The organism is Streptomyces guryensis (assembly GCF_021261325.1).
GTDB classification, from domain to species: Bacteria; Actinomycetota; Actinomycetes; order Streptomycetales; family Streptomycetaceae; genus Streptomyces; species Streptomyces guryensis.
The window spans coordinates 94,070-118,630 of record NZ_JAJSBI010000020.1; the positions used below are offsets into that span (position 1 = coordinate 94,070).

Genomic DNA, 24,561 nt, shown 5'->3' on the forward strand with positions numbered 1-24,561 from the left:
CACGTCACGCCGTCTCACGTCACGCCGTAGAACCTCTCGGTCTCCTCCACGGCGGACTGGAAGCGCTCGTCGAAGTCATCCCGAATGAGCGTCCGGACGACATAGTCCTGGACGCTCATTCCTCTTTTGGCGGCGTGGTGCCGGAGCCGTTCGAGCAGCTCTCCGTCCATCCGCAGGCTGAGCACTGTGGTCCCCATGCCTACGAGGGTCGCGGCACCCTTCGGCGCGGCGTGTCACGTTCCGCGTCTCCATCACCCATATGAGTGATGTTCCGGTTCAGTGGCCCGGGTCACGGGAATCCCGCCGCGTTCCCGCTTGTTTAGCGAGGGTAATGAGTTACCCTAAAGAGATGTCGGACCTTAGCCATGGCGACGACGCTGCCGCCGTGAACTCCCTGCGATCAGCTGTCATGCGGCTGTCCCGTCGGCTCAAGCACCAGCGGGTCGACGAGTCGCTCAGCCCCACCGAGATGTCGGTGCTGGGCACCCTCTCCAACTGCGGTAGCGCCACGCCGGGCGAGCTCGCCCGCAAGGAGCACGTGCAGCCGCCGTCGATGACCCGCATCGTCGCGCTGCTCGAGGCCAAGGGGCTGGTCCGGCTGGAGCCGCACCCCGAGGACCGGCGACAGAAGGTCGTCACCAAGACCGAACAGGCCGAGGCCATGCTCGCGGAGAGCCGCGCCAAGCGGAACGCGTTCCTCGCCAACCTGGTCGACGGCCTCGACGAGGACGAGTGGGCGAAACTGCGCGCCGCCGCCCCCGTGCTGGAGAAACTCGCGCACCTGTAAGCCACATCGAGGAGGCGACCCTTTTGAGTACGGGACCCGGAGCAGATTCCGCCCCCGCACCGACACCTACTACCCCCGTTCCACCCCCGCTCTCCCGCAGGTCCTCGATGTTCAGCTCGCTGAAGGTCAGGAACTACCGCCTGTTCTTCCTCGGCCAGGTCGTCTCCAACATAGGCACCTGGATGCAGCGCATCGCCCAGGACTGGCTGGTCCTGAGTCTCACCGGCTCCGCCACGGCCGTCGGCGTCACGACGGCCCTGCAGTTCCTGCCGATGCTGCTCCTCGGCCTCTACGGCGGCGTCCTCGTCGACCGCCTGTCCAAGCGCCGCACACTGCTCGTCACCCAGACCTCGATGGCCGTCACCGGCATCGTGCTCGCCGCGCTCACCCTCTCCGGCCACGTCCAGGTCTGGCACGTCTACCTCGCGGCCTGCGCCGTCGGCCTCGCCACGGTCGTCGACAACCCGGCCCGCCAGTCCTTCGTCTCCGAGATGGTCGGCCCGGCGCAGCTGCAGAACGCGGTCAGCCTCAACTCCGCCAACTTCCAGTCCGCCCGTCTGGTCGGCCCCGCCGTGGCCGGCCTGATGATCACCGGCGTGGGCACCGGCTGGGCGTTCCTCTTCAACGGCCTGTCCTTCGTCGCCCCGGTCGCCGGCCTGCTGCTGATGCGGGCGCGCGAGCTGCACGTCGTCGAACGGGCACCGCGCGGAAAGGGCCAGCTGCGCGAGGGACTCCACTACGTCGCCGGCCGCCCGGACCTGATCTGGACGATCGTCCTGGTCGGGTTCATCGGCACCTTCGGCTTCAACTTCCCGGTCTACCTCTCGGCCTTCGCGAACGACGTCTTCCACGCGGGCGCCGGCTCCTACAGCCTCTTCAACACGCTGATGGCGGTCGGTTCGCTGGCGGGCGCCCTGCTCGCCGCCCGGCGCGGCACCGCCCGGATGCGCGTCCTGATCGCGGCGGCGGTGGCCTTCGGCACGATGGAGATCGTCGCCGCGACCGCCCCCTCGCTCTGGCTGTTCGCCCTGCTGATGGCTCCACTCGGCATGTTCGGCATGACGCTCAACGTCACCGCCAACACCAGCATCCAGATGGGCACCGACCCGGCCATGCGCGGCCGGGTCATGGCCCTCTACATGATGGTCTTCCTCGGCGGGTCCCCGGTCGGCGCACCCATCGCGGGCTGGGTCACGGACTCGTACGGCGTCCGGGCGGGCCTGGCCGTCGGGGGCGCGATCGCCACGGCGGCCGCCGTCACCATCGGTGTGGTCCTGGCGCGGGTCGGCGGACTACGCCTGTCGGTCGGCTGGAACAAGGGCCATCCGCACGTCCGGTTCGTTCCGCGGGAGCGGCCGGAGGAGCTGGCCGCGGTGGCGTAGGGCGGGGGTCAGTCGCGGGGGAACTCGTCGGTCCTGAGGACGAGGCCGACCGAGGTGCCGGTCAGGTCGATGTCCTCCCCGAAGGAGAAGCTGACCTGGCTGTGGTACTTGCCGTCCTTCGGCAGGGTGTGCAGGTGCCACTCTCCGGTGTACGGGTCCACGACCAGGTACACCGGGACCTCGGCCGCGGCGTAGACATCCTTCTTCGGGCCGTAGTCGTTGGCCGCCGTGTCCTTGGAGATGACCTCGGCCACGAATTCGACGTCCTGATAGCGCCAGCGGCCCTTGCTGTCCTTGACCGACCGTTCGGCCATGGCCGCCAGGTCGCAGGCGAAGCCGTTCAGATGCCCGGGGAAGTCGATCCGGACGTCCGATGCCAACCGCTTCTGGGAGTACTTGGCGTCCAACTGCTTCGCGATACCGAAGATGATCTCCCAGTGGTTCTGCCGCTGCGGTGACATGAAGATGTTCCCCCCGACGATCTCGATCTTCGTACCCTCGGGGATGGGCATCTTCTCAAGCCACTCGAACAGGACGTCCAGCGTCAGCTCGCTGCACTCCTCGGCCATCTCGATCCTGTCGTCAAGGACGGTCATCGTGGCGCTCCTCCCCGGCTGCCGCTCGGTCACGGTCAGCCGCCGCGCAGTACAACGATACGCACGGTGACCAGGACACGGCGGGAGCGAACGCGCGTCCGACAGCGAGACTTGCCTCATGAGACTCTTCGCCGCGGTGCTGCCCCCCGAGGGGGTCGTCGACGAACTCGCCACCGAGGTGGCGGAATTGAAGAAGCTGCCGGGAGCGGGGGCACTTCGCTGGACGGCGAGGGAAGGGTGGCACTTCACGCTCGCCTTCTACGGAGAGGTCGACGACGGCCTCGTGCCGGAGCTGTCGGCCCGGCTGGAGCGGGCGGCACGGCGATCCGAGCCCTTTGCGCTGGCCCTGCGGGGCGGTGGCCAGTTCGGGCACGGACGGGCGTTGTGGGCGGGGGCGGAGGGGGACCTGCCGGCCCTGCGGCTGCTCGCCGACCGGGCGGAGGCGGCGGCGCGGAAGGCGGGCGTGGCCATGGGAGAGCACCGGCGGTACAAGGCCCACCTGACGGTGGCGAGGAGCCGGGAGGCGGTGGACGTACGGCCGTATGTCGCGGCTCTCGGGGAGTTCACCAGCCGTACGTGGACGGTGGGGGAGCTGGTGCTGGTGCGGAGCAATCTGCCGACGTCCGGTGTGCCCGGGGAGCAGCCTCGTTACGAGGCGGTCGGCCGTTGGGCGCTTGGGGGTGCGGGTTAGGCTCGGGGGCGTGGACCCGAAGACCCGGAACCGGATCATGGCCGGTGCGCTTGTGCTGTTGTTCGTCGTCGTTGCCCTGGCGGCGGTGCTCGGCAGGTAGGACTTTGCGGGGGAGCGGCGGGGAACTGCGCGTTCGTTGCCGGGTGCGGGCCGTATGTGGCTTGTCGCGCCCACGCGGCGGAGCCGCATATCGAATGCAGCCCCGCCGCCCCTGTGGGGGCGCTCCTGTTCGCGGTGCTACCAGGCGAAGGCCTCCGGGGACGGGCCCGGGCCCGGGAAGATCTCGTCCAGGCCGGACAGCAGCTCGTCGCTCAGCTCCAGTTCCACCGCCCTGATCGCCGACTCCAGCTGCTCCGCCGTGCGCGGGCCGACGATCGGACCCGTGACGCCGGGGCGGGTCAGGAGCCAGGCCAGGGCGGCCTCGCCCGGTTCCAGGCCGTGCTTGTCCAGCAGGTCCTCGTAGGCCTGGATCTGGGCGCGGATGCTGGTGTTGGCGAGGGCGTCCGCGGCCCGGCCGCTCGCCCGGCGCCCGCCCTCGACCTCCTTCTTGATGACCCCGCCGAGCAGGCCGCCGTGCAGCGGTGACCAGGGGATGACCCCGAGGCCGTACTCCTGCGCGGCCGGAATGACCTCCATCTCGGCGCGGCGCTCGGCGAGGTTGTAGAGGCACTGCTCGCTGACGAGGCCGATGGTGCCGCCGCGGCGGGCGGCGATCTCGTTGGCCTGGGCGATCTTGTAGCCGGGGAAGTTGGAGGACCCGACGTAGAGGATCTTCCCCTGCTGTACGAGGACGTCGATCGCCTGCCAGATCTCCTCGAAGGGGGTGCGGCGGTCGACGTGGTGGAACTGGTAGACGTCGATGTGGTCCGTCTGCAGCCGCTTCAGGCTGGCGTCTACCGCGCGCCGGATGTTCAGCGCGGAGAGCTTGTCGTGGTTGGGCCAGGCGTCGCCGTCGGCGGCCATGTTGCCGTACACCTTGGTGGCCAGGACGACCTTGTCGCGGTGGGCCGCGTTCTTGGCGAACCAGGTGCCGATGATGTCTTCCGTACGGCCCTTGTTCTCGCTCCAGCCGTACACGTTGGCAGTGTTCAAAGATCAATTTTGACGCCATGATCCGAACCGCATACCGTCACCCCTTGTGCGCGATGCGTGACACAGGGGAGAGGGAGAACGAGCATGGCGAGAGTTCTGGGTGTGATCCGTCTGTCGAGGGTGTCGGACGAGACCACATCGCCGGAGCGTCAGCGTCGGTCCATCCAGCGATGGGCCGATCAGGAGGGGCACGTCGTCGTGGGGTGGGTCGAGGACATCGACGTGTCCGGCGGGGTAGAGCCGTGGAAGCGTCCGGAGTTCGGCAAGTGGCTTCCCTCGACCATCGGGAGGGAGGTCAGCGCGATCGAGCACCGGATCGCGGTGGAGGAGTCGCGCGCCGACGAGTACGACATCATCTGCGCGCTGAAGATCGACCGTCTCTCGCGACGCGTGCTCCACGTGCACGCCCTCCTGGAGTGGTGCGAGAAGAACGGCAAGGAGGTCGCCACCGTCGAGGACGGGATCAACCTCAACACGCAGATGGGGAAGCTCCTCCTCAGCCTGATCGCGTCCTTCGCGGAAGGGGAGCTCGAAGCCATCAAGGCGCGGGCCAAGTCCTCGTACAACCACCTGATGAAGGAGGGGCGCTGGCGCGGCGGCCGCACTCCGTACGGTTACCGGGAGGAGAAACAGGAGACCGGCGACGGATGGAAGCTCGTCCCGGACGACTACGGGACCGACACGGCCGGGACGCTCCGTGAGATCGTCCGCCGTCTCATCGCGGGCGAGTCGGCGAACAGCATCGCGCAGTGGCTCAACGAGGACGTGTCGAAGACCCCGACGTCACTCGACGCCCAGATGATCCGTAACGGCAAGACCCCGAAGGGAAGCCGCTGGACCGCCGCGAACACGGCCAAGGTCGTACGTTCCCGCTGCATCCTGGGGCAGATGGAGGTGTCCGAGGAGGTGATGGTCGACGGGGAGAAGACGACACGACGCCGGGTCGTCCGGGACGCGGACGGCCAGCCCCTCCAGCGCGCGGAGCCTCTGATCACGCACGAGGAGTGGGAGCTGGCCAACAAGAAGCTGGACGAGAACACCAGCAAGCGCAACGGCAACCGCAAGGGTGGGTCGCCCTTGCTCCAGGTCGCGTTCTGCACATGTGGCGAGCCGGCGTATCTCGCCCCTGGCCGTAACTGGCCCTACTACCGCTGCGCCTCCCGTACCACGCACAAGCCGTGTCCGACCGGAAGCAAGGGCATCGCGGCGCACACGCTGGAGGACGCCGTGGGGAAAGCGTTCCTCCTCGCTGCCGGGGACGTCGAGATCGTCCGGAAGGTCTTCCGGCCGGGCGTGGACTACACGCGCGACATCGAGGAAGTGAACCGCTCCCTCTCGGACCTGAGGGAGGACCGCGAGGCGGGCCTCTACTCCAGTGAGCTGGGCAAGCAGGAGTACCGGGAGGCGTACAAGCGGTTGGACGCGCGACGTGAACAGCTCATCGCGCAGCCCACGCGCCCGGACACCTGGGAGGAGATCCCGACAGGAGAGACCTACCGGGAACGGTGGAGCACGTTGTCGACCCAGCACGAAAAGGGCAGGGAGCTACGCGCCGCAGGGGTCAAGGCCGTCATCCATGCCGAGCCGATTCCCGGGATGACCGCCGCGCAGCTTATGGCTCCCGATGGCCATGACGGGATGTGGCAACACCCAGTCGGGAGGGTTCAGGTTCTGATCCCCATGGACTTCAAGCAGCGTCTGCGCAACATGGCGGCGGTCCACAGCGAAGGCTGACCGACAACTGCATGCGACGAGGAGGGCCCTGTGGTCGGGGCCCTCCTGCGCGTTTGTAGGATGCCCGGCAGGTCGCCGCCGTCGCTCCCGACCGCAAGAGACCGAGTCCAGGCCCGATGCCCTGGGCGCCCAACCTGTGAAGCGCCGTGCCTCCCGCACGGCACCCCCGCGAAGAAGGGAGACACATGTCCCGCCGTCCGGCGGGGTCGCCGGCGCACCCTCGTGCGCCTCACAGGAAGGAGCCGCGAACCAGTGGCCATCAGCTTCGGTCATGACCGCCCGTGGGGCGGAGTCTCCCAGCGCGAATACCAGCGCAAGGCGCAGGACCCTCTACACCCGCTGGCCTACCGCGTCCACTTCGCCGCCATCGGATGGGCCGACCGTCACGGGCACGCAGCCTTCGCCCCTGGGAAGCTGGCCACCCTCCTCGGCAAGGACGGCAAACCCCTGTCTGACCAGAGCACGAACAACGCGATCGCACGCGCCAAGAGGCTCGACCTTGTATCGCCCCGGTCGGGAGCCGCTTGCCTTGTTCTTGGTTCTCACCTCTTCCAGAAGGGGAAGGGCGCTCCGGTGCCGTGCCGCGTCCATCAAGACCGGTGAACAACACATCGTACGTGTAGCCAGCACACGCCAGGCGTGTACCGGCATTGCCAGTGGCCTGCGGAAACGTTCGCTTCCTCTCTCTTCTTCTTGTCCTCACTTGCGGCCCCGAAGGGGGCCGACAGAGGGAAGCCTCGTTCGATCTACGGCAAGCGCAGTAGGGGCGCGGTAGCGCCCCGAAGAGACGGGCATCGGCGAAGCGGTAGAGAGCATGGGCGGCCGAACGGCCGCCACAGTCTGAAGCCGCTACGACAGAGCGGCCCCGCCGGGGCCGACAGGAGCAAGACCAAGGGAGGCGCTGCCGCGCCCCCACAGGCAGGGCCGTCAGGCTCCGTTCCTTGCTCTCCCCCGCCGTCGCCAAGGAGGCAGCGCAAGTGGTTTCGACACCGTGAACCGGTCCCGCTTGACGGTGGGATTCGGCACCGCTCAGCGATCTTTCGGGCATGTTCCGCCGATGGAATTTACCCCCAGACATCCGAGCGGGATGCTGATCCAACACACCGGGGTCCGACGCGCGGGCATGGCAACGGGGGAGAAGATCGCCTTGATCGTTTGGGTGAACGGTGCGTTCGGCAGCGGGAAGAGCACGCTGGTGGACGAGTTGCGTCCGCGCTGGCCGGAGGCGCTGGTCTACGACCCGGAGATGATCGGCTTCGTGCTGCGGGAGATCGTGGAGGTGCCGACCGGCGACTTCCAGGATCTTCGGTTGTGGCGACGGCAGGTGGCCGACCTGGCGGTGGGGCTGGTTGAGGAGTACCACCGTCCGATCCTTGTCCCCATGACTTTGGTCAACTCCGGGTATGCCGATGAGATCTTCAACGCTCTGGAGGATGCGGGCATCGGTGTTCACCACTTCTTCCTCAAGGTCCCCCGAGAGGTCCTGGAGAAGCGGATCGAGGGCCGGAGCTTCACTCTAGACAACCCCGAGGAGGATGAACGGGTACGGCGCTGGTGCAAGGACAGGATCGAGTCGTGCATGGCCGCAGTCGACGCCCTGCCCAGCGACACGGTTTTTCTGGACGGCGAGTTGACTCCGCAGGAGCTTGCCGACCAGGTGCTGGTCCGGGTCCGGTCCGGTGGGACGCGCGGTGCATGATCGCGGTGGTGGTCTGTGGTCGGCCACGTACTGCCTGGAGGAGGGGCCGACCTGAAGGACCCTGAAACCGTGGCAGGATTTGAGCCGGTAAGACCCGGCGGTCGGCAAGCTCCCGCCAAGGGGTCATACCCCACCCCTCTCCGCTGTTGGCCTCTCGCCTTGTCTCGGCCCTCCTCTTCACTGTCGATCCGGCAAACGTGAGCCCCTACCTTCGCTCCGCCGTCGACAGGCTGGCCCTGCATCCCTTGGAAGGCGAACGGCTGTGCACCCGCGTGAGCGGTCGACAGGCCGCGCCCTTGGTAGTCGGCGAGAGCGAAGCGACAGACCGGCAGACAAGCCCACAGCCCCTTGCCGTGGCGACCGGGGCGCAGCACTGTCCGACACCGGGCAGAGGTGCGACACCCGACCGTGGCGCCGTGTGACCAGCGTTCCTGAAGGGGGTGTGTAGCGCTGTTCAAAACCCCTCTCGAAACTCCAGTCTCAGGCTTGACGTATTGAGATGAGTTCCGAGACGGTCCCGGCTGTGACGACGAACACGATCATCGGTCAGCTCATCGGTTACGCCCGTGTCTCCACCGATGACCAGGAAGCGCAGTTGCAGCACGACGCGCTGACGGCCGCAGGCTGCGCCCGATCTTCGAGGACAAGGCATCCGGCAAGCACACCAACCGGCCAGAGCTCACGGCCGCACTGGACTACGCCAGACCCGGCGACACCCTGTGCGTGTGGAAGCTCGACCGCTTCGCCCGGTCGCTCATCGACCTTGTGACCATGGTCGACACGCTTCGGGAGCGGGGTATCGGGTTCAACGTGCTCACGGGTGCACTGGCCAACATCGACCCCGGTACGGCCGATGGCCGTCTCATGCTTCAGGTGGTCGGAGCCATGGCGGAGTTCGAGCGCAGCCTCATCATGGAGCGCACCCGCGCCGGACTCGACGCAGCCAAGGCGCAGGGGCGTACCGGCGGACGGCCGTCCGTCGTGAACGAGGACGTGCTGACCGTGGCCCGCGCGAGGAAGGCGAAGGGAGAGAGCGTCAGTGCCATCGCCAAGGCTCTGGGCGTCTCCCGGGCCACGCTGTACCGGCACCTCGGAGACGACTCCTGACGGCGGAACCTGATGCCCTTGCCTGGAGCGGACTCGAAGCAGTTGGCTTGTGGCCCATGAAGTACACCCAGCTCGGACGCACCGGACTCAAGGTCAGCCGACTCGTTCTCGGCACGATGAACTTCGGTCCGCAGACAGACGAATCAACCAGCCACGGCATCATGGACGCCGCTCTCGACGCGGGTCTGAACTTTCTGGATACGGCCAACGTCTATGGGTGGGGTGAGAACAAGGGCCGCACCGAGGAGATCATCGGAACTTGGTTCGCCCAGGGTGGCGGGCGGCGCGACAAGGTCGTCCTCGCCACCAAGGTGTATGGGAACATGGCGGGCGACGGGGACGTCTGGCCCAACCACGACAAGCTCTCCGCGGTGAACATCCGACGGGCCGTCGACGCCTCCCTCAAGCGGCTGCAGACCGACTACATCGACATCTACCAGTTCCATCACATCGACCGGTCGACGCCGTTCGAGGAGATCTGGCAGGCGATCGACGTCCTGGTCCAGCAGGGCAAGATCCTCTACGCGGGGTCGTCCAACTTCCCCGGCTACAAGATCGCCCAGGCAAACGAGACCGCCGCCCGGCGCGGCCGCATGGGCCTGGTCAGCGAGCAGTGCCTCTACAACCTCGCTGAGCGCCGCGCCGAGATGGAGGTCATCCCGGCCGCGCAGGACTACGGCCTCGGTGTCATCCCCTGGTCTCCGCTGCACGGAGGACTGCTCGGCGGCGTCCTCAAGAAGGAGGCCACACAGGGGCGCCGGGCGAGCGGCCGCGCTGCCGACGCGCTCAAGGACACCAAGACACGCGAGCAGATCCAGGCGTACGAGAACCTCCTCGACAAGCACGGCCTCGAGCCCGGTGAGGCGGCACTGGCCTGGCTGCTGACCCGCCCCGGCGTCACCGGCCCGATCGTCGGCCCTCGCACGCAGGAGCAGCTGGACTCGGCGCTGCGCGCCCTACAGCTGGAGCTGAGCGAGGAACTGCTGACGTCTCTGGACGAGATCTTCCCCGGTCCCGGACCGTCTCCCGAGGCCTTCGCATGGTGAGGTAGCGGGTCTGTGTCGGAGTCGTCGCCTTCTGCTTGCGTTCGAGGCGAGTGGGAGGCGGCGGCTTCGTCGTTTCCAATCGGGGTCCGCAGGAGCGGTGAGCGTCAGCGATGCGCTGCTGCGGAACCTGGCGTCAAAATTGCCGGTTGGCGGTGTGTCGAAGAAGTTGATGCCGGCGTCCAGCGCCGCGTCCATGATCGCGTGGCTGTCGGCCTCGTTCGTCTGCGGTCCGAAGTTCATCGTGCCGAGGACCAGGCGGCTGACCTTGAGTCCGGTGCGTCCGAGCTGCGTGTACTCCATGACCACCTAGCCAACGACTTGGAGTGCGCTCTATGCAAGGGATCTCGACGCCAACCGGGAGTCGGTGCTGTCGTTGTCGCCGCGCTGGGTGCCGCCGCAGTGGCAGCCGTCGCGTCGCCGCACACCGCTTCCGCCGGTTCGGTCGGCTCCTTCGGGCTGACCGGACCACATCCAGCACAACCCGCCGGCGCCGGACCGGATGAGCGGGAGATGGCGGTCGTCGACCTGTTCCGGGTGCGGGGCGGGCGGATCGTTCTGATCTTCCCCGCCGGGTGATCTTCCCCGGAAAGTGATCTTCTCCGGGGAATGATCTTCTTCGGGGAATGATCTTCTCTGCGCGAGGAGAATTCAAAAGACAAACTGCTGGACTCTTAACGTATTGAGCGCGGTCCGGTGGGCTCTGATGACAAGCGCTCTAGTCGATGTTTTCGTCGAATTGGCCTCACTCGTTTGCCGCGCATCCGGAGGAGGGGACGCGGCGTTAGCGGAATATGGCGAAAGCAAGGTTCCTCAACCCGTACCGTTCCGGAGCGACAGCGGAGGATATGCCCCCCGCCCGTGCTGTGGCAGTGGGGCGCTACACCTTCACGCCCGCCGCGGCGTACTCGGCGGCCGATGCCTGCGGCACCTTGCACGGGGACGGTGCACGGATCGAACTGCAGGTCACCGGGGCCCTGTTCAGTGAGTTCCTGGGAATCCTGGAAACGGCTCAGGAGGATCTCGGGCGGCGGTGGAACGATCAGGGACGGTCCGGCTGCCACGCGGCCACATGACGGGGGCGGACCTCCATGAACGACGAATACCTGGATCTGTCCTTCACTCCGCACGAACGGTATCCCGGTGATTATCCCACCGGTATGGCCACCGGCCGACACCGCGGACCCGCGGAGGACATGTACGCTGCGGGCCCCCTGGTAGAGGGCTGGGACCCGGTCGAGGAACTCACCTCCCTCCTGCAGAACGCCGTGACGGCGGAGCAGGCGGGCACCATGTCGCCGCCTCGTCGCGAGCCGCCGCCGTCCGATGTCGACTTCACGGGCGAGTCGATGGACAACCTGGCAAGAATTACAGCCGAGTTGCCCCCCATTCGACGCCGTACCGTCCGGCATCGGAAAGTGCGGTTCCGGCTGCGCTTCCGCTTCACATGGTTGCAGACCGTCAGCTTTCTGATCGCCGCTCTCGCCGCCGTGATCGTTTCAATGGTGAGCGTCTTCGGCGGCATGGTGGCCTATGCGCCTCTGCGGCACGTCGCGTCGGCGACGCAGGGCGGAATGCTGACCTGGTGGCCGCTTCTGGTCTACGGCCCCTGGATGGTGGCCTCGCTCTCCATCCTGCGCAGCGCTCTTCACCAACGCAGAGCCCTGCACTCCTGGTTCGTCGTTCTGCTGTTCTCGTTCCTTGCGATGTCGCTCTGCGTGGCCGAGGCCGACAGGAGCTTCACCGGGGTCGCCGCGGCGGCCTTGCCGACGCTCGCGTCACTGGCGTGCTTCCAGCAGCTGGTCCGCCAGATCACTCTGACCCGGCCACCACGGAGGAACATCTCCCGGCACCGGCACCGCAACACGCCCACCACGGCGAAGTCCCCTGCGTCCAAGAGCGGTTCGGCCACGTCGAAGCCGCGTCCCACCGGTGGCGGCACGGCGTCCCGAAGCTGAAGGGGCTCAGGCCGGATTCCGGCCGGCTTCCCGCGCCGCACGCTCCAGCCGGTCCCGGTGGCTCTCCCACCAGGCCGAGTCGCCCGACGGCATGCTGCCGTTGCCCTTGTTCATCCCGACAGCACCGTCCGTGAGTTCGCGGAGGATGTCGGCGTGCCCGGCATGCCGGTGCGTGTCGGCGATCACGCGGACCACGGCGTGATGCAACGTCACCTCGTCCCTGCCCTGGGGCCACCACGGCACCGTGCCGACCGCGTCCAGCGGCAGCGCGTCGATCGTGGCATCCGCGTGCGCCCACACCCGGCGGTAGAGGTCGACGATGTGCCCGCGGGACTCGTCGGCGGTGGCCCACATGTCCGCGTTGGGTTCACCGCCCGCCGCCATCCAGGGCAGCGGCCCGCCGGACAACGGCCGTCCGAAGGTGTCGCCGAGGTAGCCCAACTCCGCGCCGGTCGCGTGCTTCACCAGGCCCAGGAGGTTGGTGCCGGTCGGTGTCCGCGGGCGGCGGATGTCGTACTCCGAGAGCCCTTCCAGCTTCCACAGCAGGGCATCGCGGGCGGACTGCAGGTAGAAGTGCAGGTCGGACTTGGCGTCAGGAGTGGGGGAGGGGGTGGAGGAGGCCATGGGGGCAGTCTGCCGTCGACGCGATCTTTGGGCACCGTCTTTTCCCACCGGCTTTCCGCCGCCTGCGGGAGGACGGCGGGTTCAGTCGCGGGGGAAGTCGCCGGTCCTGAGGGTGAGGTCGACGACGGTGCCGGTGAGGTCGATGTCGGTGCCGAAGTCCACGGACGTCCGTACGGCGTAGTCGCCGTCCTTGGGGTCGGTGTAGACGTGGCACCGCCCCTGATAGGGATCGGCGATGACGTAGACGGGGACCTCGGCGACCGCGTACGCCGTCTTCTTGGGGCCGTAGTCGTTGGCGGCGGTTCCCTTCGAGATGACCTCGGCGACGAACTCGACGTCCTGGTACCGCCAGTGGCCCGTGTCGTCCTTCTGCGCCGCGTCGCTGAGCTTGGCGAGGTCGGGGCAGAAGCCGTTCTCAAAGCCCGGGAAGTCGATGCGGACGTCCGAGAACACCCTGGTCTTCCTCCCGAAGCGGTCCACGAAGGACAAGAGGATCTCGCGGATGATTTCCCAGTGAGTGTCCCGCTGTGGCGTCATGTGGACGTTGCCACCGACGATCTCGACCCTGAATCCCTCGGGGACGGGCATACGCTCAAGGCGATCGAACCATTCGTCCAAACGCTTGGTGTTGGCGTCGGCGTCGGCCATCTCGATCCTGTCCTCCAGGACGGTCATCGTGGCGCTCCTCCCCGGCTGCCCACGTTCGAGTGCAGCCGCGCAGCACAACGATACGCACGGTGACCGGGACACGCACGGATCAAGTCACCTTGTTCGAGCCACGTACGTTTCCCCCAGATCCCACGCCTGATACATCGCCTCCGCGAACGCCTCCGCCAGCCGGTGCTCACCGCTCGCGTTGGGATGCGTGCCGTCGTATGTGTCCAAGTGGATGTCGTACGACTCTGGCACCGACGCGAGCAGCAACGGCGAGGACGGCTCGTCCAGATCGGCGATCGTCTTCGCCAGCAGCTCGTTGAAGAGGGCCACCTCCGCCGCGAACGGCGCGTCCGACGCCGCCCGTACGTTCGGGATCACCGGCAGCACCACCATTCGCACCCGCGGGTTCGCCTCTCGCGCCCCCGCAACGAACGCCCGCACGTTCTCCGCCGTCTGCTCCGCGTTCGTGTAGAAGCCCAGGTCGATCAGGCCGAGGGAGACGAGCAGGACGTCCGCGCGGCAGGAGCGCACCGCCTCGCCGATCAGCGGAGCCATGTGCAGCCAGCCCTCGCCCCAGCCGGCCAGATGGGCGCGCGGGAAGTCGGGATCGGCGTACTCGTACGACACCGGCGCGTCCGCCGCCTTGTCGTACAGCGTCTCGCGCGGGCCGACCAGGGCGAACGGGCCGCCGGACGTCTCGCGCAGGTGCGCCCACATCCGGTAACGCCAGGTGTGCTCGCCCGCGCTTCCGATCGTCATGGAGTCGCCGACCGGCATGAACCTAAGCATCCGCTCATGATGGACGATCGGGGAGGGATCAGGGAGGGACCAATGGGACGGGTGGGGTGTGAGGCCTGCCACGCGCGCCTCCCGGCCGGCCGTCCGTGAACGTGGGGCCGGGATGGCAGGCTTGGGGCATGCGCCGACCGTTCGCTCTCCTCGCCGGAGCCCTACTCGTGGGCGCCTTCGCCGTGCCCGCGCCCGCATCCGCCGCCGACGGCGACGGCAAGGGGGACCAGGGTTTCACCATCAAGGACTCGCGCATCGCGGAGTCCAGCGGCCTGGCTGCCTCCCGTATGCACCCCGGCATCTACTGGACCCACAACGACAGCGGCGACGGCCCGTACATCTACGCCGTCGACAGCAGCACCGGGAAGACGGTCGCCCGCGTCACCCTCAGCGGCATCGGCGCTCCCCGCGACACCGAGGCCATCTCCATCGGCCCCGGCAACCAGATCTACCTCGGCGACATCGGCGACAACCTCGGCGGCAAGTGGCCGTACGTGTGGATCTACCGGCTGCCCGAGCCGAAGAAACTGGTCGACCAGACCGTCCGGGCCACGCAGTACGTCGTGAAGTACACGGACGGTGCCCGCAACGCCGAGTCGCTCGTCGTCGATCCGAAGACCGGGCGCGCGTACATCATCGACAAGAACGAGAACGGCGGGCACCTGTACGAGGGGCCGGCCAGGCTCTCCACCTCCGGCACGAACTACTTCAAGCCCGTCGCCACCGTCGACCTCTGGGCCACCGACGCCGCCATCTCCCCGGACGACAGACAGCTCGCCGTGCGCGGGTACTTCGGCGGGATCTACTACGACTGGAACGGCGGCAGGATCAAACGCAAGGGGCGGCTGAACGTGCCGTTGCAGGGACAGGGCGAGTCCATCACCTACACCGTCGACGGCACGAAGCTCATGTACGGCAGTGAGGGCGCCGACAGCTCCGTACAGGCGCAGGACGTGCCGGGCGGGGCCGGTGGCTCCAAGTCGCCCTCGGGCAAAGGGAGTTCGGACGCATCGGGGGGGATTGGTGGCGGTGCGGCCGGCAACCTCAAGGTCGGCGCGCTCGCCTTCGCCGTGGTGGCGGCGGTCGTCTTCGGGCTCCGGCGGCTGCGGCGCCGGTGACGTCGTAGAGCTTGACGTGTGCATGTGACATGGCTTCCATGGAGATGCCGGGTAGTGGGAGCGCTCCCACCTGTTCCGGGCCCGCGCCTCCCGAGAGGAAGCAGCGACATGTTCCGCAGTCTGCGAAGAGCGCTGTGCGCCGTTGCCGCGGCGCTCCTGTTACCGCTGGGGGCCGGTGCGCAGACAGCGCACGCCGCCGGCACCCCCGGCGCCGGCTACTGGCACACCAGCGGCCGCCAGATCCTCGACGCCGCCGGGCAGCCGGTCCGGATCGCCGGGATCAACTGGTTCGGCTTCGAGACCGGCAACCACGTGGTGCACGGCCTCTGGTCCCGCGACTACAAGTCCATGATCGACCAGATGAAGTCGCTGGGCTACAACACCATCCGGCTGCCCTACAGCGACGACATCTTCACGTCCTCGACCGTCCCCAACAGCATCGACTTCAGCAGCGGCAAGAACGCAGACCTGCAGGGGCTCAACTCCCTCCAGGTCATGGACAAGCTGGTCGCGTACGCCGGCCAGGACGGCCTCAAGGTCATCCTCGACCGGCACCGGCCGGACTCGGGCGGGCAGTCGGCGCTCTGGTACACGGCGGCCGTCCCCGAGTCGACATGGATCGCCGATCTGAAAGCGCTGGCGGCCCGCTACAAAGGCCAGGACACCGTCATCGGCATCGACCTGCACAACGAGCCCCACGATCCGGCCTGCTGGGGCTGCGGCGACACGGCGACCGACTGGCGGCTGGCCGCGGAACGGGCGGGCGACGCGGTGCTCTCCGTCAACCCCGACCTGCTGATCTTCGTCGAGGGCGTGCAGACGTACGGCGGTGTGTCGGGCTGGTGGGGCGGCAATCTGATGGGCGTCGCCCAGTACCCGGTCCGGCTCGACGTGGCGAACCGGGTCGTGTACTCCGCCCACGACTACGCGACCAGCGTGGCCCAGCAGCCCTGGTTCGGCGATCCCTCGTTCCCCGCCAACATGCCGGGCGTCTGGGACAAGTACTGGGGCTACATCTTCAAGCAGAACATCGCGCCCGTGTGGGTCGGCGAGTTCGGTACGACGCTGGCCTCGACCGTGGACCAGAAGTGGCTGGCGGCGCTGGTGAGCTATCTGCGGCCGACGTCGACGTACGGGGCCGACTCCTTCCAGTGGACGTTCTGGTCCTGGAACCCCAACTCCGGTGACACGGGCGGAATCCTGAAGGACGACTGGGCGACCGTGGACACGGTGAAGGACGGGTATCTGGCGAGCGTCAAAGCTCCGCTGTTTCCGAGTGCCGGTACGGGCGGTGGCGGCGGCGGCTCTCCGGGGCCGGCCGCCTGCAGCGCCGCGTACACCGTCAGCAGCGACTGGGGGAGCGGGTTCAACGCCGGGGTGAAGGTCACCAACACGGGGACGAGCGCGATCAGCTCCTGGAAGGTGACCTGGACCTGGAGCGGGGCCCAGCAGGTGACGAACATGTGGAACGCGTCGTACACCCAGAGCGGTTCGACCGTGACGGCCGTGAACGCCTCCCACAACGGTGCGATCGCGGCGGGCGGTTCGGCCGACTTCGGGTTCGGGGGCGCACCCGGGGGCGGAGGTGTGCCGAGCGTGACGTGCACGGCGGCATGAACAAAGGGGCGCCCGGTGTCTGCCGGGCGCCTCCGTCGCCGTACTCGGATGGTTCAGCCGCGCACCGGCACGATCTGGTGGATCCGGCGTGGTTTGGGGGCGTCGAGCATGCTGACGCTGTTGTAGCGGCGGCCCCGGGAGAAGAGCACGGGAGCGGCGACGAAAGTGACGAAGATCGAGACGACGCTGACGGGGAACAGGGTCGGCAGCGACTGGCCCTCGGGCAGCGTCTTGCTGCCCTCGTGGATGACGTAGCCGAATGCCGCGAAGAAGAGGGGCACGCACACGGCGGCCAGGACCAGCAGGACGGTGGCGGTCCGGCGGGTGCGGGCCTCGTCGCGGACCTCGGCCAGCAGGGAGGCGTCGCACTGGGGGCAGGCCAGTTCCACGGTGTGCTTGCCGGACTGCGGCCGGCGTACCCGGAAGAAGTGGTCCCGCCAGGTGATGCGACGGGTCCGGGTGAGGAAGCCGGTCGTCCGGTCGCTGAGGATGTGGCGCACCGCGACCTGCACGGTGCCCGCTATCGGTCTGTTCATGCCACCGCCGTACCCAATGAAGAGGGCCCCGTCACCGACAGGGCCCTGCAACAAGCTGTTGGAACGACGGGGTTTACAACCGGCGTCTACAGCTTCTCGATCACGTAGTCGATGCACTTCGTCAGCGCCTCGACGTCCGCCGGGTCGACCGCCGGGAACATCGCGACACGGAGCTGGTTGCGGCCGAGCTTGCGGTAGGGCTCGGTGTCGACGATGCCGTTGGCGCGCAGGACCTTGGCGACGGCGGCCGCGTCGACCTCGTCGGTGAAGTCGATCGTCCCGATGACCTGGGAGCGCTTGGCCGGGTCGGCGACGAAGGGGCTGGCGTACTTGATGTCCTCGGCCCAGCCGTAGAGCGTGCGCGAGGAGGTCGCCGTGCGGCGCACCGACCAGTCGAGGCCGCCCTGGCCGTTGAGCCACTCCAGCTGCTGGTTCAGCAGGAAGAGGGTGGCGAGGGCCGGGGTGTTGTACGTCTGGTTCTTGCGGGAGTTGTCGATCGCCGTCGGCAGGCTGAAGAACTCCGGGACGTGGCGGCCGGACGCGTGGATGCGCTCGGCGCGCTCGATCGCGGCCGGGGAGAAGACGCCGATCCACAGGCCGCCGTCGGAGGCGAAGGACTTCTGCGGGGCGAAGTAGTAGACGTCGGTCTCGGCGATGTCGACCGGGAGGCCGCCGGCGCCGGAGGTGGCGTCGACCAGGACCAGCGCGCCCTCGTCCGCGCCCGCCACCCGCTTGATGGGCATGGCGACACCGGTGGAGGTCTCGTTGTGGGTGAAGGCGTAGACGTCCACGCCCGCCTCGGCCTCCGGCTGCGGGTGCGTGCCGGGGTCGCTCGCGATGACGGTGGGCTCGGCCAGCCAGGGGGCGAGCTTGGCGGCCTTCGCGAACTTCGAGGAGAACTCGCCGAAGTTGAGGTGCTGCGACTTGTTCTCGATCAGGCCGTGGGTCGCGACGTCCCAGAAGGCCGTCGAGCCGCCGTTGCCGAGGATCACCTCGTAGCCCTCGGGGAGCGAGAACAGCTCGGAGATGCCCTCGCGCACCTTGCCGACCAGGTTCTTCACCGGAGCCTGGCGGTGGGACGTGCCGAGGAGGGAGGTACCGGTCGCGGCCAGCGCGTCCAGCGCTTCCGTCCGCACCTTGGAGGGGCCCGCGCCGAAACGTCCGTCGGCGGGCTTGATGTCAGCGGGAATCTGGATCTCAGCCACGCAGTGAGGTTAGCCGTTTCGGGAAACGTGGGTGAAACGTGGTCCGTCGGATGAGACGGCGTGTCCACCGGGGTTTCAGCGGCTGCGCCCCGAGGGGTGGGTGCGGTCGTGGCGCGGCTGCGGGTGGGTGGGGGCTGGTCGCGCCCGCGCGGCGGAGCCGCATATCGGGACAGCCCCGCGCCCCTTGGGGGCTGCCGCCCCCAGAGCCCCGCTGGTTTGCTGGGGGTATGAGCGATCTCGAGGCTGCGCTGCGTGCTGTCGTCCGGGGTGAGGTGGGCTTCGACGTCACATCCCGGGCGTTGACGACCATGGACGCGTCCAACTACCGGCGTGTCCCTGTGGGGGTGGTGGCCCCGAGAGACGCGGACGACGTGGCCGCCGTACTGGAGGTCTGTCGAGCGCACGGCGTGCCCGTCGTACCGCGCGGCGGCGGTACCTCCATCGCCGGGCAGGCCACCGGTACCGGCGTCGTGTTGGACTTCACCCGGCATATGAACCGGATCGTGTCCCTGGACCCCGAGACCCGTACCGCCGTCGTCCAGCCGGGGCTCGTCCTGGACCGGTTGCAGGAGGCCGCCGCCCCGCACGGGCTCCGCTTCGGCCCCGACCCCTCCACGCACAGCCGCTGCACGCTCGGCGGGATGATCGGCAACAACTCGTGCGGCTCGCACTCGGTGGCGTGGGGGACGACCGCGGACAGTGTGCGGGAGCTCGATGTGCTCGGCGCGCGCGGCGAGCGGCTGCGGCTCGGTCCGGGGTGGGCCGGGGCGCCGGACAGGCTGCGGGCGCTGGTGGAGGGGGAGTTGGCGCGGCTGCGGACCGGGTTTCCCGAGCTGCCCCGCCGTATCTCCGGGTATGCGCTGGATGCCCTGCTGCCCGAGAAGGGCGCGGATGTCGCCCGTTCCTTCTGCGGGAGCGAGGGCACGCTCGGGGTGCTCACGGAAGCCGTCGTACGGCTCGTGGAGGCACCGGGTGCGCGTGCGCTGGCCGTGCTGGCCTACGCCGACGAGAGCGCCGCCGCCGAGGCCGCGGCCGGGCTGCTGCCGTACGGGCCGCTGACGGTGGAGGGGATGGGGGCGGATCTGGTGCCGTCCACGGCCGGGCTGCCGCGGGGCGGCGCCTGGCTGTTCGTGGAGACGGGAGGGGAGACCGGGGCGGAGGCTCGCGCGCGTGCGGAGGCGGTCGTGCGGGCCGCCGATGTCGTCGACTCGCTCGTCATCACCGATCCGGCCGGGCAGCGGGCGTTGTGGCGGATCCGGGAGGACGCCAGTGGTACGGCCACGCGGATGCCCGACGGGAGCGAGGCCTGGCCGGGGTGGGAGGACTGCGCGGTCCCGCCCCCGCGGCTCGGCTCGTACCTGCGCGACTTCAGGCGGCTGCTGACCTCCCACGGGCTGCGCGGCACTCCGTACGGGCACTTCGGGGACGGCTGCATCCACGTCCGTATCGACTTCGACCTGCTGAGCGAGGCGGGCGTCGGCCGTTTCCGGCGCTTCTCGGAGGAGCTCGCGGACGTGGTCGTGGCGCACGGCGGATCGCTGTCCGGGGAGCACGGGGACGGACAGGCGCGGGCGGAACTGCTTCCGAAGATGTACGGCGAGGACATGGTCGCCCTCTTCGGGCGCGTGAAGGGCGTCTGGGATCCGGACGGCCTCCTCAACCCCGGCATGCTGGTCCGTCCGGCTCCGCTGGACGCGAACCTCCGCTTCTCGGTCCTGCCCCGGGAACCGGTCGACGTGGCCTTCGGGTACCCGTCGGACGGCGGCGACTTCTCGGCGGCGGTGCGGCGCTGCGTGGGCGTCGCCAAGTGCCGTACGACATCCGCGTCCGGCGGGTCCGTCATGTGCCCGTCCTTCCGGGCGACCGGCGAGGAGCAGCACTCCACGCGCGGGCGTGCCCGGCTGCTGCACGAGATGCTGGCCGGTGAGGTCGTCACCGACGGCTGGCGGTCGGTGGAGGTGCGGGACGCGCTCGACCTGTGCCTGTCCTGCAAGGGGTGCCGGTCCGACTGCCCGGTCGAGGTCGACATGGCCACGTACAAGGCGGAGTTCCTGCACCACCACTACGCGGGGCGGCGCCGCCCGGCCGCGCACTACAGCATGGGCCGGCTGCCGGTGTGGCTGCGGCTGGTCGACCGCACACGCTCCGCCCGGCTGGTCAACTTCCTCGCCTCCGTGGGCCCGTTGGCGGCGCTCGCCAAGCGGCTGGGCGGGATCGCGCCCGAGCGGGAGCTTCCGCGGCTGGCTTCGGAGACGTTCAGCCGCTGGTGGCGGCGCAGGACCAGGGAACAGCTCCGGGAAACGGCGGCCCAGTGGAAGGGGACGGGCGGGCCGCCCGACCGACTGGACGAGGGCGCCCTGGCCGGAGGCGAGGCCGACGTCATCGAATCCGCCGACTCCGAGACCGACGTCATCGAATCCGCCGACTCCGAAGCCGACGTCATCGAATCCGGCGACTCCGAAGCCGGCGAAACCGAATCCGACGACTTCCCGCCCTTCGTCGCCCTCTGGCCCGACACCTTCACCGAGTACCTCGCACCCGAGGTCGGCAAGGCGGCCCTGCGGGTGCTGGAGGCGGCCGGGATGTCGGTGATGCAGACGCCGCGGATGAAGGGGAAGGTCGAAGGGTCCGACGACTACCAGGAGTGGGGGTACAGCGTGAACCTCCTGACGAGCCGCCGTGCCCGCGTCTGCTGTGGGCTGACGTACCTCTCGACGGGCCAACTCGACCAGGCCCGCAAGGTGTTGCGCCGCACCCTGGACCTGCTGAGCCTGTTCCTGGACCCCAGGCTGGGCGACCATGCCCCGGCCTTCGTCGTCCTGGAGCCGAGCTGCGCGGCGGCGCTGCGCACGGACCTGCCGGAGCTGCTGCACGACGACCCGCGTGCCGCCCGCCTCGCCGCCTCGGTCATGACCTTCGCGGAGGCGCTGGAGCGGTACGCCCCCGACTGGGTGCCGCCCGCCCTTAACCGCGCGGTCACCGGCCAGACCCACTGCCACCAGCACGCCGTCCTCGGGGACGGCGCGGAGCGCCGTCTGCGGGAAGCGGCGGGACTCACGGGAGAGCTGGCGGGCGGGTGCTGCGGTCTCGCGGGCAACTTCGGCTTCGAGAAGGGCCATTACGAGGTGTCGGCGGCCTGCGCCGAGGACCAGTTGCTGCCCGCGGTACGCGGCGCGGCGGACGGGACGGTCGTCCTGGCGGACGGCTTCTCCTGCCGGACGCAGTTGGAGCAGCTGGCGGGGGCCCGGGGGAGGCATCTGGCGGAGGTGCTGGCGGAGGCGCTGGAAGAAGGCCCGCCGGCGCATCCCTGAAATCCGCCGGTTTTATAAGCCGGTTCTCAGGTTCATAAGCGAACTCTCAGGCTCGGCGGCCGCACTCAGGTTTTACCCAGGTTTTCACAGCTCTTGCTTGCCGCCGAGTCGCCGACTTTGCCGTTCTTTGGGTTTCGGGGCGTGTAGGTTCTTCGATGTCGGGTTCCGGACGCGGAATTCAGCAATACCGGCATCACAAGTACAGTGCGAATCAAGGAGTCGGAAATGAGCCTCAAGAAGCTCGCCCCGCTGCCCCCGAAGCCCAAGAACAAGCAGCTTCCCCCGCCGCCCCCGCCGAAGCCGAAGAAGAAGCACCCCAAGCCCCCGGTCCCGAAGCCGATCCCCGGCGGCGACGACCACTGAGTGCTCTGAAGAGGGCCGACGTCAGCCGTCGGCCCTCTTCATTCGTTGGATTCCACGGCGGAATTCCTGTGGGCGGGTACGGAATGGAGGGGGACGGGATGAAGGGGGCGGGATGGTCATGCGTGAAGGCGAAGTGAATTCCTCGTCTGGCCATGAGGGGGATGACGAAGAGGATGAATTCGAATACGGCACCCCCGCCATTCCCGCCCGCACCGCATTCCGCCGTTTCTGGCCGCTGACCAGGGGCCTCAGAAAGTGGCTGCTGCTCGTCTGGGCCTGCACGGTCCTCGCCGCACTCGCCGAGACCGAGGCCATCCTCGTCTTCAGTGACCTCACCGACAACGCCCTGCAGAAGGGTTCGCCGGCCGCGTTCTGGACGCCGGCCGTGAAGTGGCTGGGCGTGGCGGTGGTGGGCGCGGTCGTCGCGTACGCCGGCAACTCCCTCGCCGCCTGGATCACCGAGCGCTTCGTGATGAGACTGCGTGACCATGTCTTCGACCACGTACAGAAGCTGCCGCCGCACTTCTTCCAGAACCACCGCCAGGGCGATCTGCTGTCCCGTCTGACCAGCGACGTGGAGTCGATCGAGACGATGGTCGTCTCCGGGCTGGTCGGCGCGGCCTCCGCCGCCTTCTCCGCCCTCTTCTACGCGGCTGCCGCCTTCTGGCTGCGCTGGGACCTGGCCGCCGCCACCTTCGTCCTCGCCCCCCTCTTCTGGCTGGCCGCCCGCCGCTTCTCCGGTTCCATCAAGGACGTGTCGAGGCAGGGCCGGGTCGCCGACGGCGCGATCACCTCGGTCGTGGAGGAATCCCTTTCCAACATCGTCCTCACCCAGGCCTACGACCGCCGCGACGCCGAGCGCCGGCGCCTCGGCGAGGAGGCGAACGCCTGGTTCCGCGCCTCCGTCCGCTCCACCCGCCTCAACGAGGCCTACGAGCAGCTCGTGGCGGTCATCGAGACGGTGTGCGTCCTCGCGGTGATCGGCATCGGCGCCTGGGAGATCTCCACGGGCCGGATGACCCTGGGCCAGCTGCTCGCCTTCGCGGCCTTCCTCGGCTACCTCTACCCGCCGGTCCGGGGCCTGGCCCAGCTCGGCCTGACGGTCACCGCGGCCACGGCGGGCGCGGAACGCCTGATCGAGATCCTCGACGTACGCCCGTCCGTCGAGGACCCCCGGCACGGCGGCACCGACATCGGCCGCCCCGACGGCACGGTCGAGGTCCGCGACGTCGGCTTCACCTACCCCGGCGCCGACACCCTCGCCCTCCAGGGCCTGTCCTTCAAGGTCGACCCCGGCGAACTGGTGATCGTCACCGGCCCGAGCGGCGCGGGCAAGTCGACGGTCTCGAAACTGCTGCTGCGGTTCTACGACCCCGACGCCGGGGACGTACTCCTGGACGGCGTGCCGGTCCGCGACCTCCCCCTCGCCCGCCTGCGCGAGTACGTCACCCTCCTCCCGCAGGAGACCCTCGTCCTGCACGACACCGTCCGCGCCAACATCGCCTGCGGCCGCGCCGGCGCCAGCGAGCAGGCGATCGAGGAGGCGGCGCGGGCGGCCGACGCGCACGAGTTCATCCTGCGGCTCCCCGAGGGCTACGACACCAAGGTCGACCCCAACTCGGCGCGGCTCTCCGGCGGTCAGCTGCAACGCCTCGCCATCGCCCGCGCGATCCTGCGCGACGCCCCGGTCCTGGTCCTCGACGAACCGACGACGGGCCTCGACGCGATGGCCGCCCGCCGCGTGGTGAAGCCCCTGCGCCGCCTGATGGCGGGCCGTACGACCATCATGATCACCCACGACCTCAACCTCGCCCCCGACGCCGACCGCATCCTGGTCGTCGACCACGGCCGGATCGTCGAGACCGGCCGGCACGAGGAACTCCTGGCGCGCGGCGGGGCGTACGCACGCCTCCACCGCTCCCAGAACAACGCCGTGACGGACACGGCGGAGCTGCGGTTGCCGCTGTTCGCGGAAGGAACGGAAGGATTCGCCGAGGCCCCGGCGGCCGTCGGGCAGGCTGCGTACGGCTACCAGGCGTACGAGGGGCAGCAGGCGTACGAGGGGCAGCAGGGGCAGCAGGGGTACGAGGGGCACGAGGGGTACGGATCGTACGGGGCGTGGCAGGGGCCGTCGTACGCCCACGACCAGTACGTCAACGCGGCGGTCCCCACCACGCTCCCCGACGGCCGCCCCCTCTTCCGTGACGAGGAGCCCTGGCCCGGCATCTGAGGCCGCACTGTCCACCATTCAG

Annotated in this window: 23 protein-coding genes and 2 pseudogenes; 16 read left to right on the forward strand and 9 right to left on the reverse strand. The window is 68.8% G+C overall.

Features of this window, described 5'->3' with window-relative positions; all coding sequences use genetic code 11:
• Nucleotides 1-14 precede the first annotated feature (14 nt).
• On the reverse strand, nucleotides 15-197 hold the full coding sequence (locus tag LJ657_RS32555; RefSeq protein ID WP_073890313.1) for a ribbon-helix-helix protein, CopG family: 183 nt from the start codon (nucleotides 195-197) through the stop codon (nucleotides 15-17).
• Between the two features lie 152 nt (nucleotides 198-349).
• On the opposite strand from LJ657_RS32555, the gene LJ657_RS32560 reads away from it, so the two are divergent.
• Both LJ657_RS32560 and LJ657_RS32565 read left to right on the forward strand, forming a co-directional pair.
• Nucleotides 350-787 carry a MarR family winged helix-turn-helix transcriptional regulator gene (locus LJ657_RS32560; RefSeq protein WP_030941110.1) on the forward strand — a complete coding sequence of 146 codons (438 nt, stop codon included), beginning with the start codon at nucleotides 350-352 and terminating at the stop codon, nucleotides 785-787.
• A 23-nt stretch (nucleotides 788-810) separates the two neighbouring features.
• Nucleotides 811-2,169, forward strand: coding sequence for an MFS transporter (locus LJ657_RS32565; RefSeq protein ID WP_308117095.1), 1,359 nt, complete (start codon nucleotides 811-813; stop codon nucleotides 2,167-2,169).
• An 8-nt stretch (nucleotides 2,170-2,177) separates the two neighbouring features.
• Here the strand turns inward: LJ657_RS32565 and LJ657_RS32570 are convergent, their stop codons facing one another.
• Nucleotides 2,178-2,765, reverse strand: a complete 588-nt coding sequence (locus LJ657_RS32570) for a Uma2 family endonuclease (RefSeq protein ID WP_232652489.1) — start codon at nucleotides 2,763-2,765, stop codon at nucleotides 2,178-2,180.
• A 118-nt stretch (nucleotides 2,766-2,883) separates the two neighbouring features.
• On the opposite strand from LJ657_RS32570, the gene thpR reads away from it, so the two are divergent.
• Nucleotides 2,884-3,456 (forward strand): RNA 2',3'-cyclic phosphodiesterase, encoded by a 573-nt coding sequence (thpR, locus tag LJ657_RS32575; protein ID WP_232652490.1) that lies wholly within the window; start codon nucleotides 2,884-2,886, stop codon nucleotides 3,454-3,456.
• A 237-nt stretch (nucleotides 3,457-3,693) separates the two neighbouring features.
• Here the strand turns inward: thpR and LJ657_RS32580 are convergent.
• Nucleotides 3,694-4,545 (reverse strand): annotated as a pseudogene (locus LJ657_RS32580) (aldo/keto reductase); the annotation flags it as partial.
• Between the two features lie 87 nt (nucleotides 4,546-4,632).
• Between LJ657_RS32580 and LJ657_RS32585 the strand changes: the two are divergent.
• The 5 genes from LJ657_RS32585 (at nucleotide 4,633) to LJ657_RS32605 (ending at nucleotide 10,134) form a co-directional block, all read left to right on the forward strand.
• Nucleotides 4,633-6,282 (forward strand): recombinase family protein, encoded by a 1,650-nt coding sequence (locus LJ657_RS32585; RefSeq protein ID WP_232652492.1) that lies wholly within the window; start codon nucleotides 4,633-4,635, stop codon nucleotides 6,280-6,282.
• 252 nt (nucleotides 6,283-6,534) lie between these two features.
• Nucleotides 6,535-6,885, forward strand: coding sequence for a hypothetical protein (locus LJ657_RS32590; protein ID WP_232652493.1), 351 nt, complete (start codon nucleotides 6,535-6,537; stop codon nucleotides 6,883-6,885).
• Between the two features lie 544 nt (nucleotides 6,886-7,429).
• A complete protein-coding gene (locus LJ657_RS32595) occupies nucleotides 7,430-7,981 on the forward strand; it encodes an AAA family ATPase (protein ID WP_232652576.1) in 552 nt (183 codons plus the stop codon).
• A 633-nt stretch (nucleotides 7,982-8,614) separates the two neighbouring features.
• Nucleotides 8,615-9,088, forward strand: a complete 474-nt coding sequence (locus LJ657_RS32600; RefSeq protein WP_308117096.1) for a recombinase family protein — start codon at nucleotides 8,615-8,617, stop codon at nucleotides 9,086-9,088.
• Between the two features lie 56 nt (nucleotides 9,089-9,144).
• Nucleotides 9,145-10,134: an aldo/keto reductase gene (locus LJ657_RS32605; RefSeq protein ID WP_210988890.1), complete on the forward strand. Its 990-nt coding sequence runs from the start codon at nucleotides 9,145-9,147 to the stop codon at nucleotides 10,132-10,134.
• Nucleotides 10,135-10,287: 153 nt separating this feature from the next.
• Here the strand turns inward: LJ657_RS32605 and LJ657_RS32610 are convergent.
• Nucleotides 10,288-10,434, reverse strand: a pseudogene (locus LJ657_RS32610) (aldo/keto reductase); the annotation flags it as partial.
• A 99-nt stretch (nucleotides 10,435-10,533) separates the two neighbouring features.
• On the opposite strand from LJ657_RS32610, the gene LJ657_RS32615 reads away from it, so the two are divergent.
• From LJ657_RS32615 to LJ657_RS32625, 3 genes are all read left to right on the forward strand, one after another.
• Nucleotides 10,534-10,710: a hypothetical protein gene (locus LJ657_RS32615; protein ID WP_232652494.1), complete on the forward strand. Its 177-nt coding sequence runs from the start codon at nucleotides 10,534-10,536 to the stop codon at nucleotides 10,708-10,710.
• A 293-nt stretch (nucleotides 10,711-11,003) separates the two neighbouring features.
• Nucleotides 11,004-11,207, forward strand: a complete 204-nt coding sequence (locus LJ657_RS32620; RefSeq protein WP_232652495.1) for a hypothetical protein — start codon at nucleotides 11,004-11,006, stop codon at nucleotides 11,205-11,207.
• A gap of 15 nt (nucleotides 11,208-11,222) precedes the next feature.
• A complete protein-coding gene (locus LJ657_RS32625) occupies nucleotides 11,223-12,089 on the forward strand; it encodes a DUF2637 domain-containing protein (RefSeq protein ID WP_232652496.1) in 867 nt (288 codons plus the stop codon).
• 6 nt (nucleotides 12,090-12,095) lie between these two features.
• On the opposite strand, the gene LJ657_RS32630 is transcribed toward LJ657_RS32625, so the two are convergent.
• The 3 genes from LJ657_RS32630 to LJ657_RS32640 all read right to left on the reverse strand — a co-directional run bounded on the left by LJ657_RS32630 (nucleotide 12,096) and on the right by LJ657_RS32640 (nucleotide 14,159).
• Nucleotides 12,096-12,713 (reverse strand): DinB family protein, encoded by a 618-nt coding sequence (locus tag LJ657_RS32630; protein ID WP_232652497.1) that lies wholly within the window; start codon nucleotides 12,711-12,713, stop codon nucleotides 12,096-12,098.
• 81 nt (nucleotides 12,714-12,794) lie between these two features.
• Nucleotides 12,795-13,388, reverse strand: a complete 594-nt coding sequence (locus LJ657_RS32635; RefSeq protein WP_232652498.1) for a Uma2 family endonuclease — start codon at nucleotides 13,386-13,388, stop codon at nucleotides 12,795-12,797.
• Nucleotides 13,389-13,475: 87 nt separating this feature from the next.
• Nucleotides 13,476-14,159, reverse strand: a complete 684-nt coding sequence (locus LJ657_RS32640; RefSeq protein WP_232652499.1) for an SGNH/GDSL hydrolase family protein — start codon at nucleotides 14,157-14,159, stop codon at nucleotides 13,476-13,478.
• Between the two features lie 128 nt (nucleotides 14,160-14,287).
• Between LJ657_RS32640 and LJ657_RS32645 the strand changes: the two genes are divergently transcribed.
• Nucleotides 14,288-15,277 (forward strand): WD40 repeat domain-containing protein, encoded by a 990-nt coding sequence (locus LJ657_RS32645; protein ID WP_232652500.1) that lies wholly within the window; start codon nucleotides 14,288-14,290, stop codon nucleotides 15,275-15,277.
• Nucleotides 15,278-15,385: 108 nt separating this feature from the next.
• Nucleotides 15,386-16,894 (forward strand): cellulase family glycosylhydrolase, encoded by a 1,509-nt coding sequence (locus LJ657_RS32650; protein WP_232652501.1) that lies wholly within the window; start codon nucleotides 15,386-15,388, stop codon nucleotides 16,892-16,894.
• Nucleotides 16,895-16,947: 53 nt separating this feature from the next.
• Here LJ657_RS32650 and LJ657_RS32655 read toward each other — a convergent pair whose 3' ends face one another.
• A complete protein-coding gene (locus LJ657_RS32655) occupies nucleotides 16,948-17,430 on the reverse strand; it encodes a hypothetical protein (protein ID WP_232652502.1) in 483 nt (160 codons plus the stop codon).
• Between the two features lie 86 nt (nucleotides 17,431-17,516).
• Entirely contained in the window at nucleotides 17,517-18,635 is a 1,119-nt protein-coding gene (gene serC, locus LJ657_RS32660; protein ID WP_232652503.1) for a phosphoserine transaminase, read from the reverse strand.
• A 227-nt stretch (nucleotides 18,636-18,862) separates the two neighbouring features.
• Here serC and LJ657_RS32665 point away from each other — a divergent pair, with 227 nt between their 5' ends.
• The 3 genes from LJ657_RS32665 (at nucleotide 18,863) to LJ657_RS32675 (ending at nucleotide 24,539) form a co-directional block, all read left to right on the forward strand.
• Nucleotides 18,863-21,946 (forward strand): FAD-binding and (Fe-S)-binding domain-containing protein, encoded by a 3,084-nt coding sequence (locus LJ657_RS32665; RefSeq protein ID WP_232652504.1) that lies wholly within the window; start codon nucleotides 18,863-18,865, stop codon nucleotides 21,944-21,946.
• Between the two features lie 225 nt (nucleotides 21,947-22,171).
• Complete coding sequence (locus LJ657_RS32670; protein ID WP_232652505.1) at nucleotides 22,172-22,309, forward strand: hypothetical protein; 138 nt, start codon at nucleotides 22,172-22,174, stop codon at nucleotides 22,307-22,309.
• A gap of 118 nt (nucleotides 22,310-22,427) precedes the next feature.
• Nucleotides 22,428-24,539, forward strand: coding sequence for an ABC transporter ATP-binding protein (locus tag LJ657_RS32675; protein WP_232652506.1), 2,112 nt, complete (start codon nucleotides 22,428-22,430; stop codon nucleotides 24,537-24,539).
• Nucleotides 24,540-24,561 lie beyond the last annotated feature (22 nt).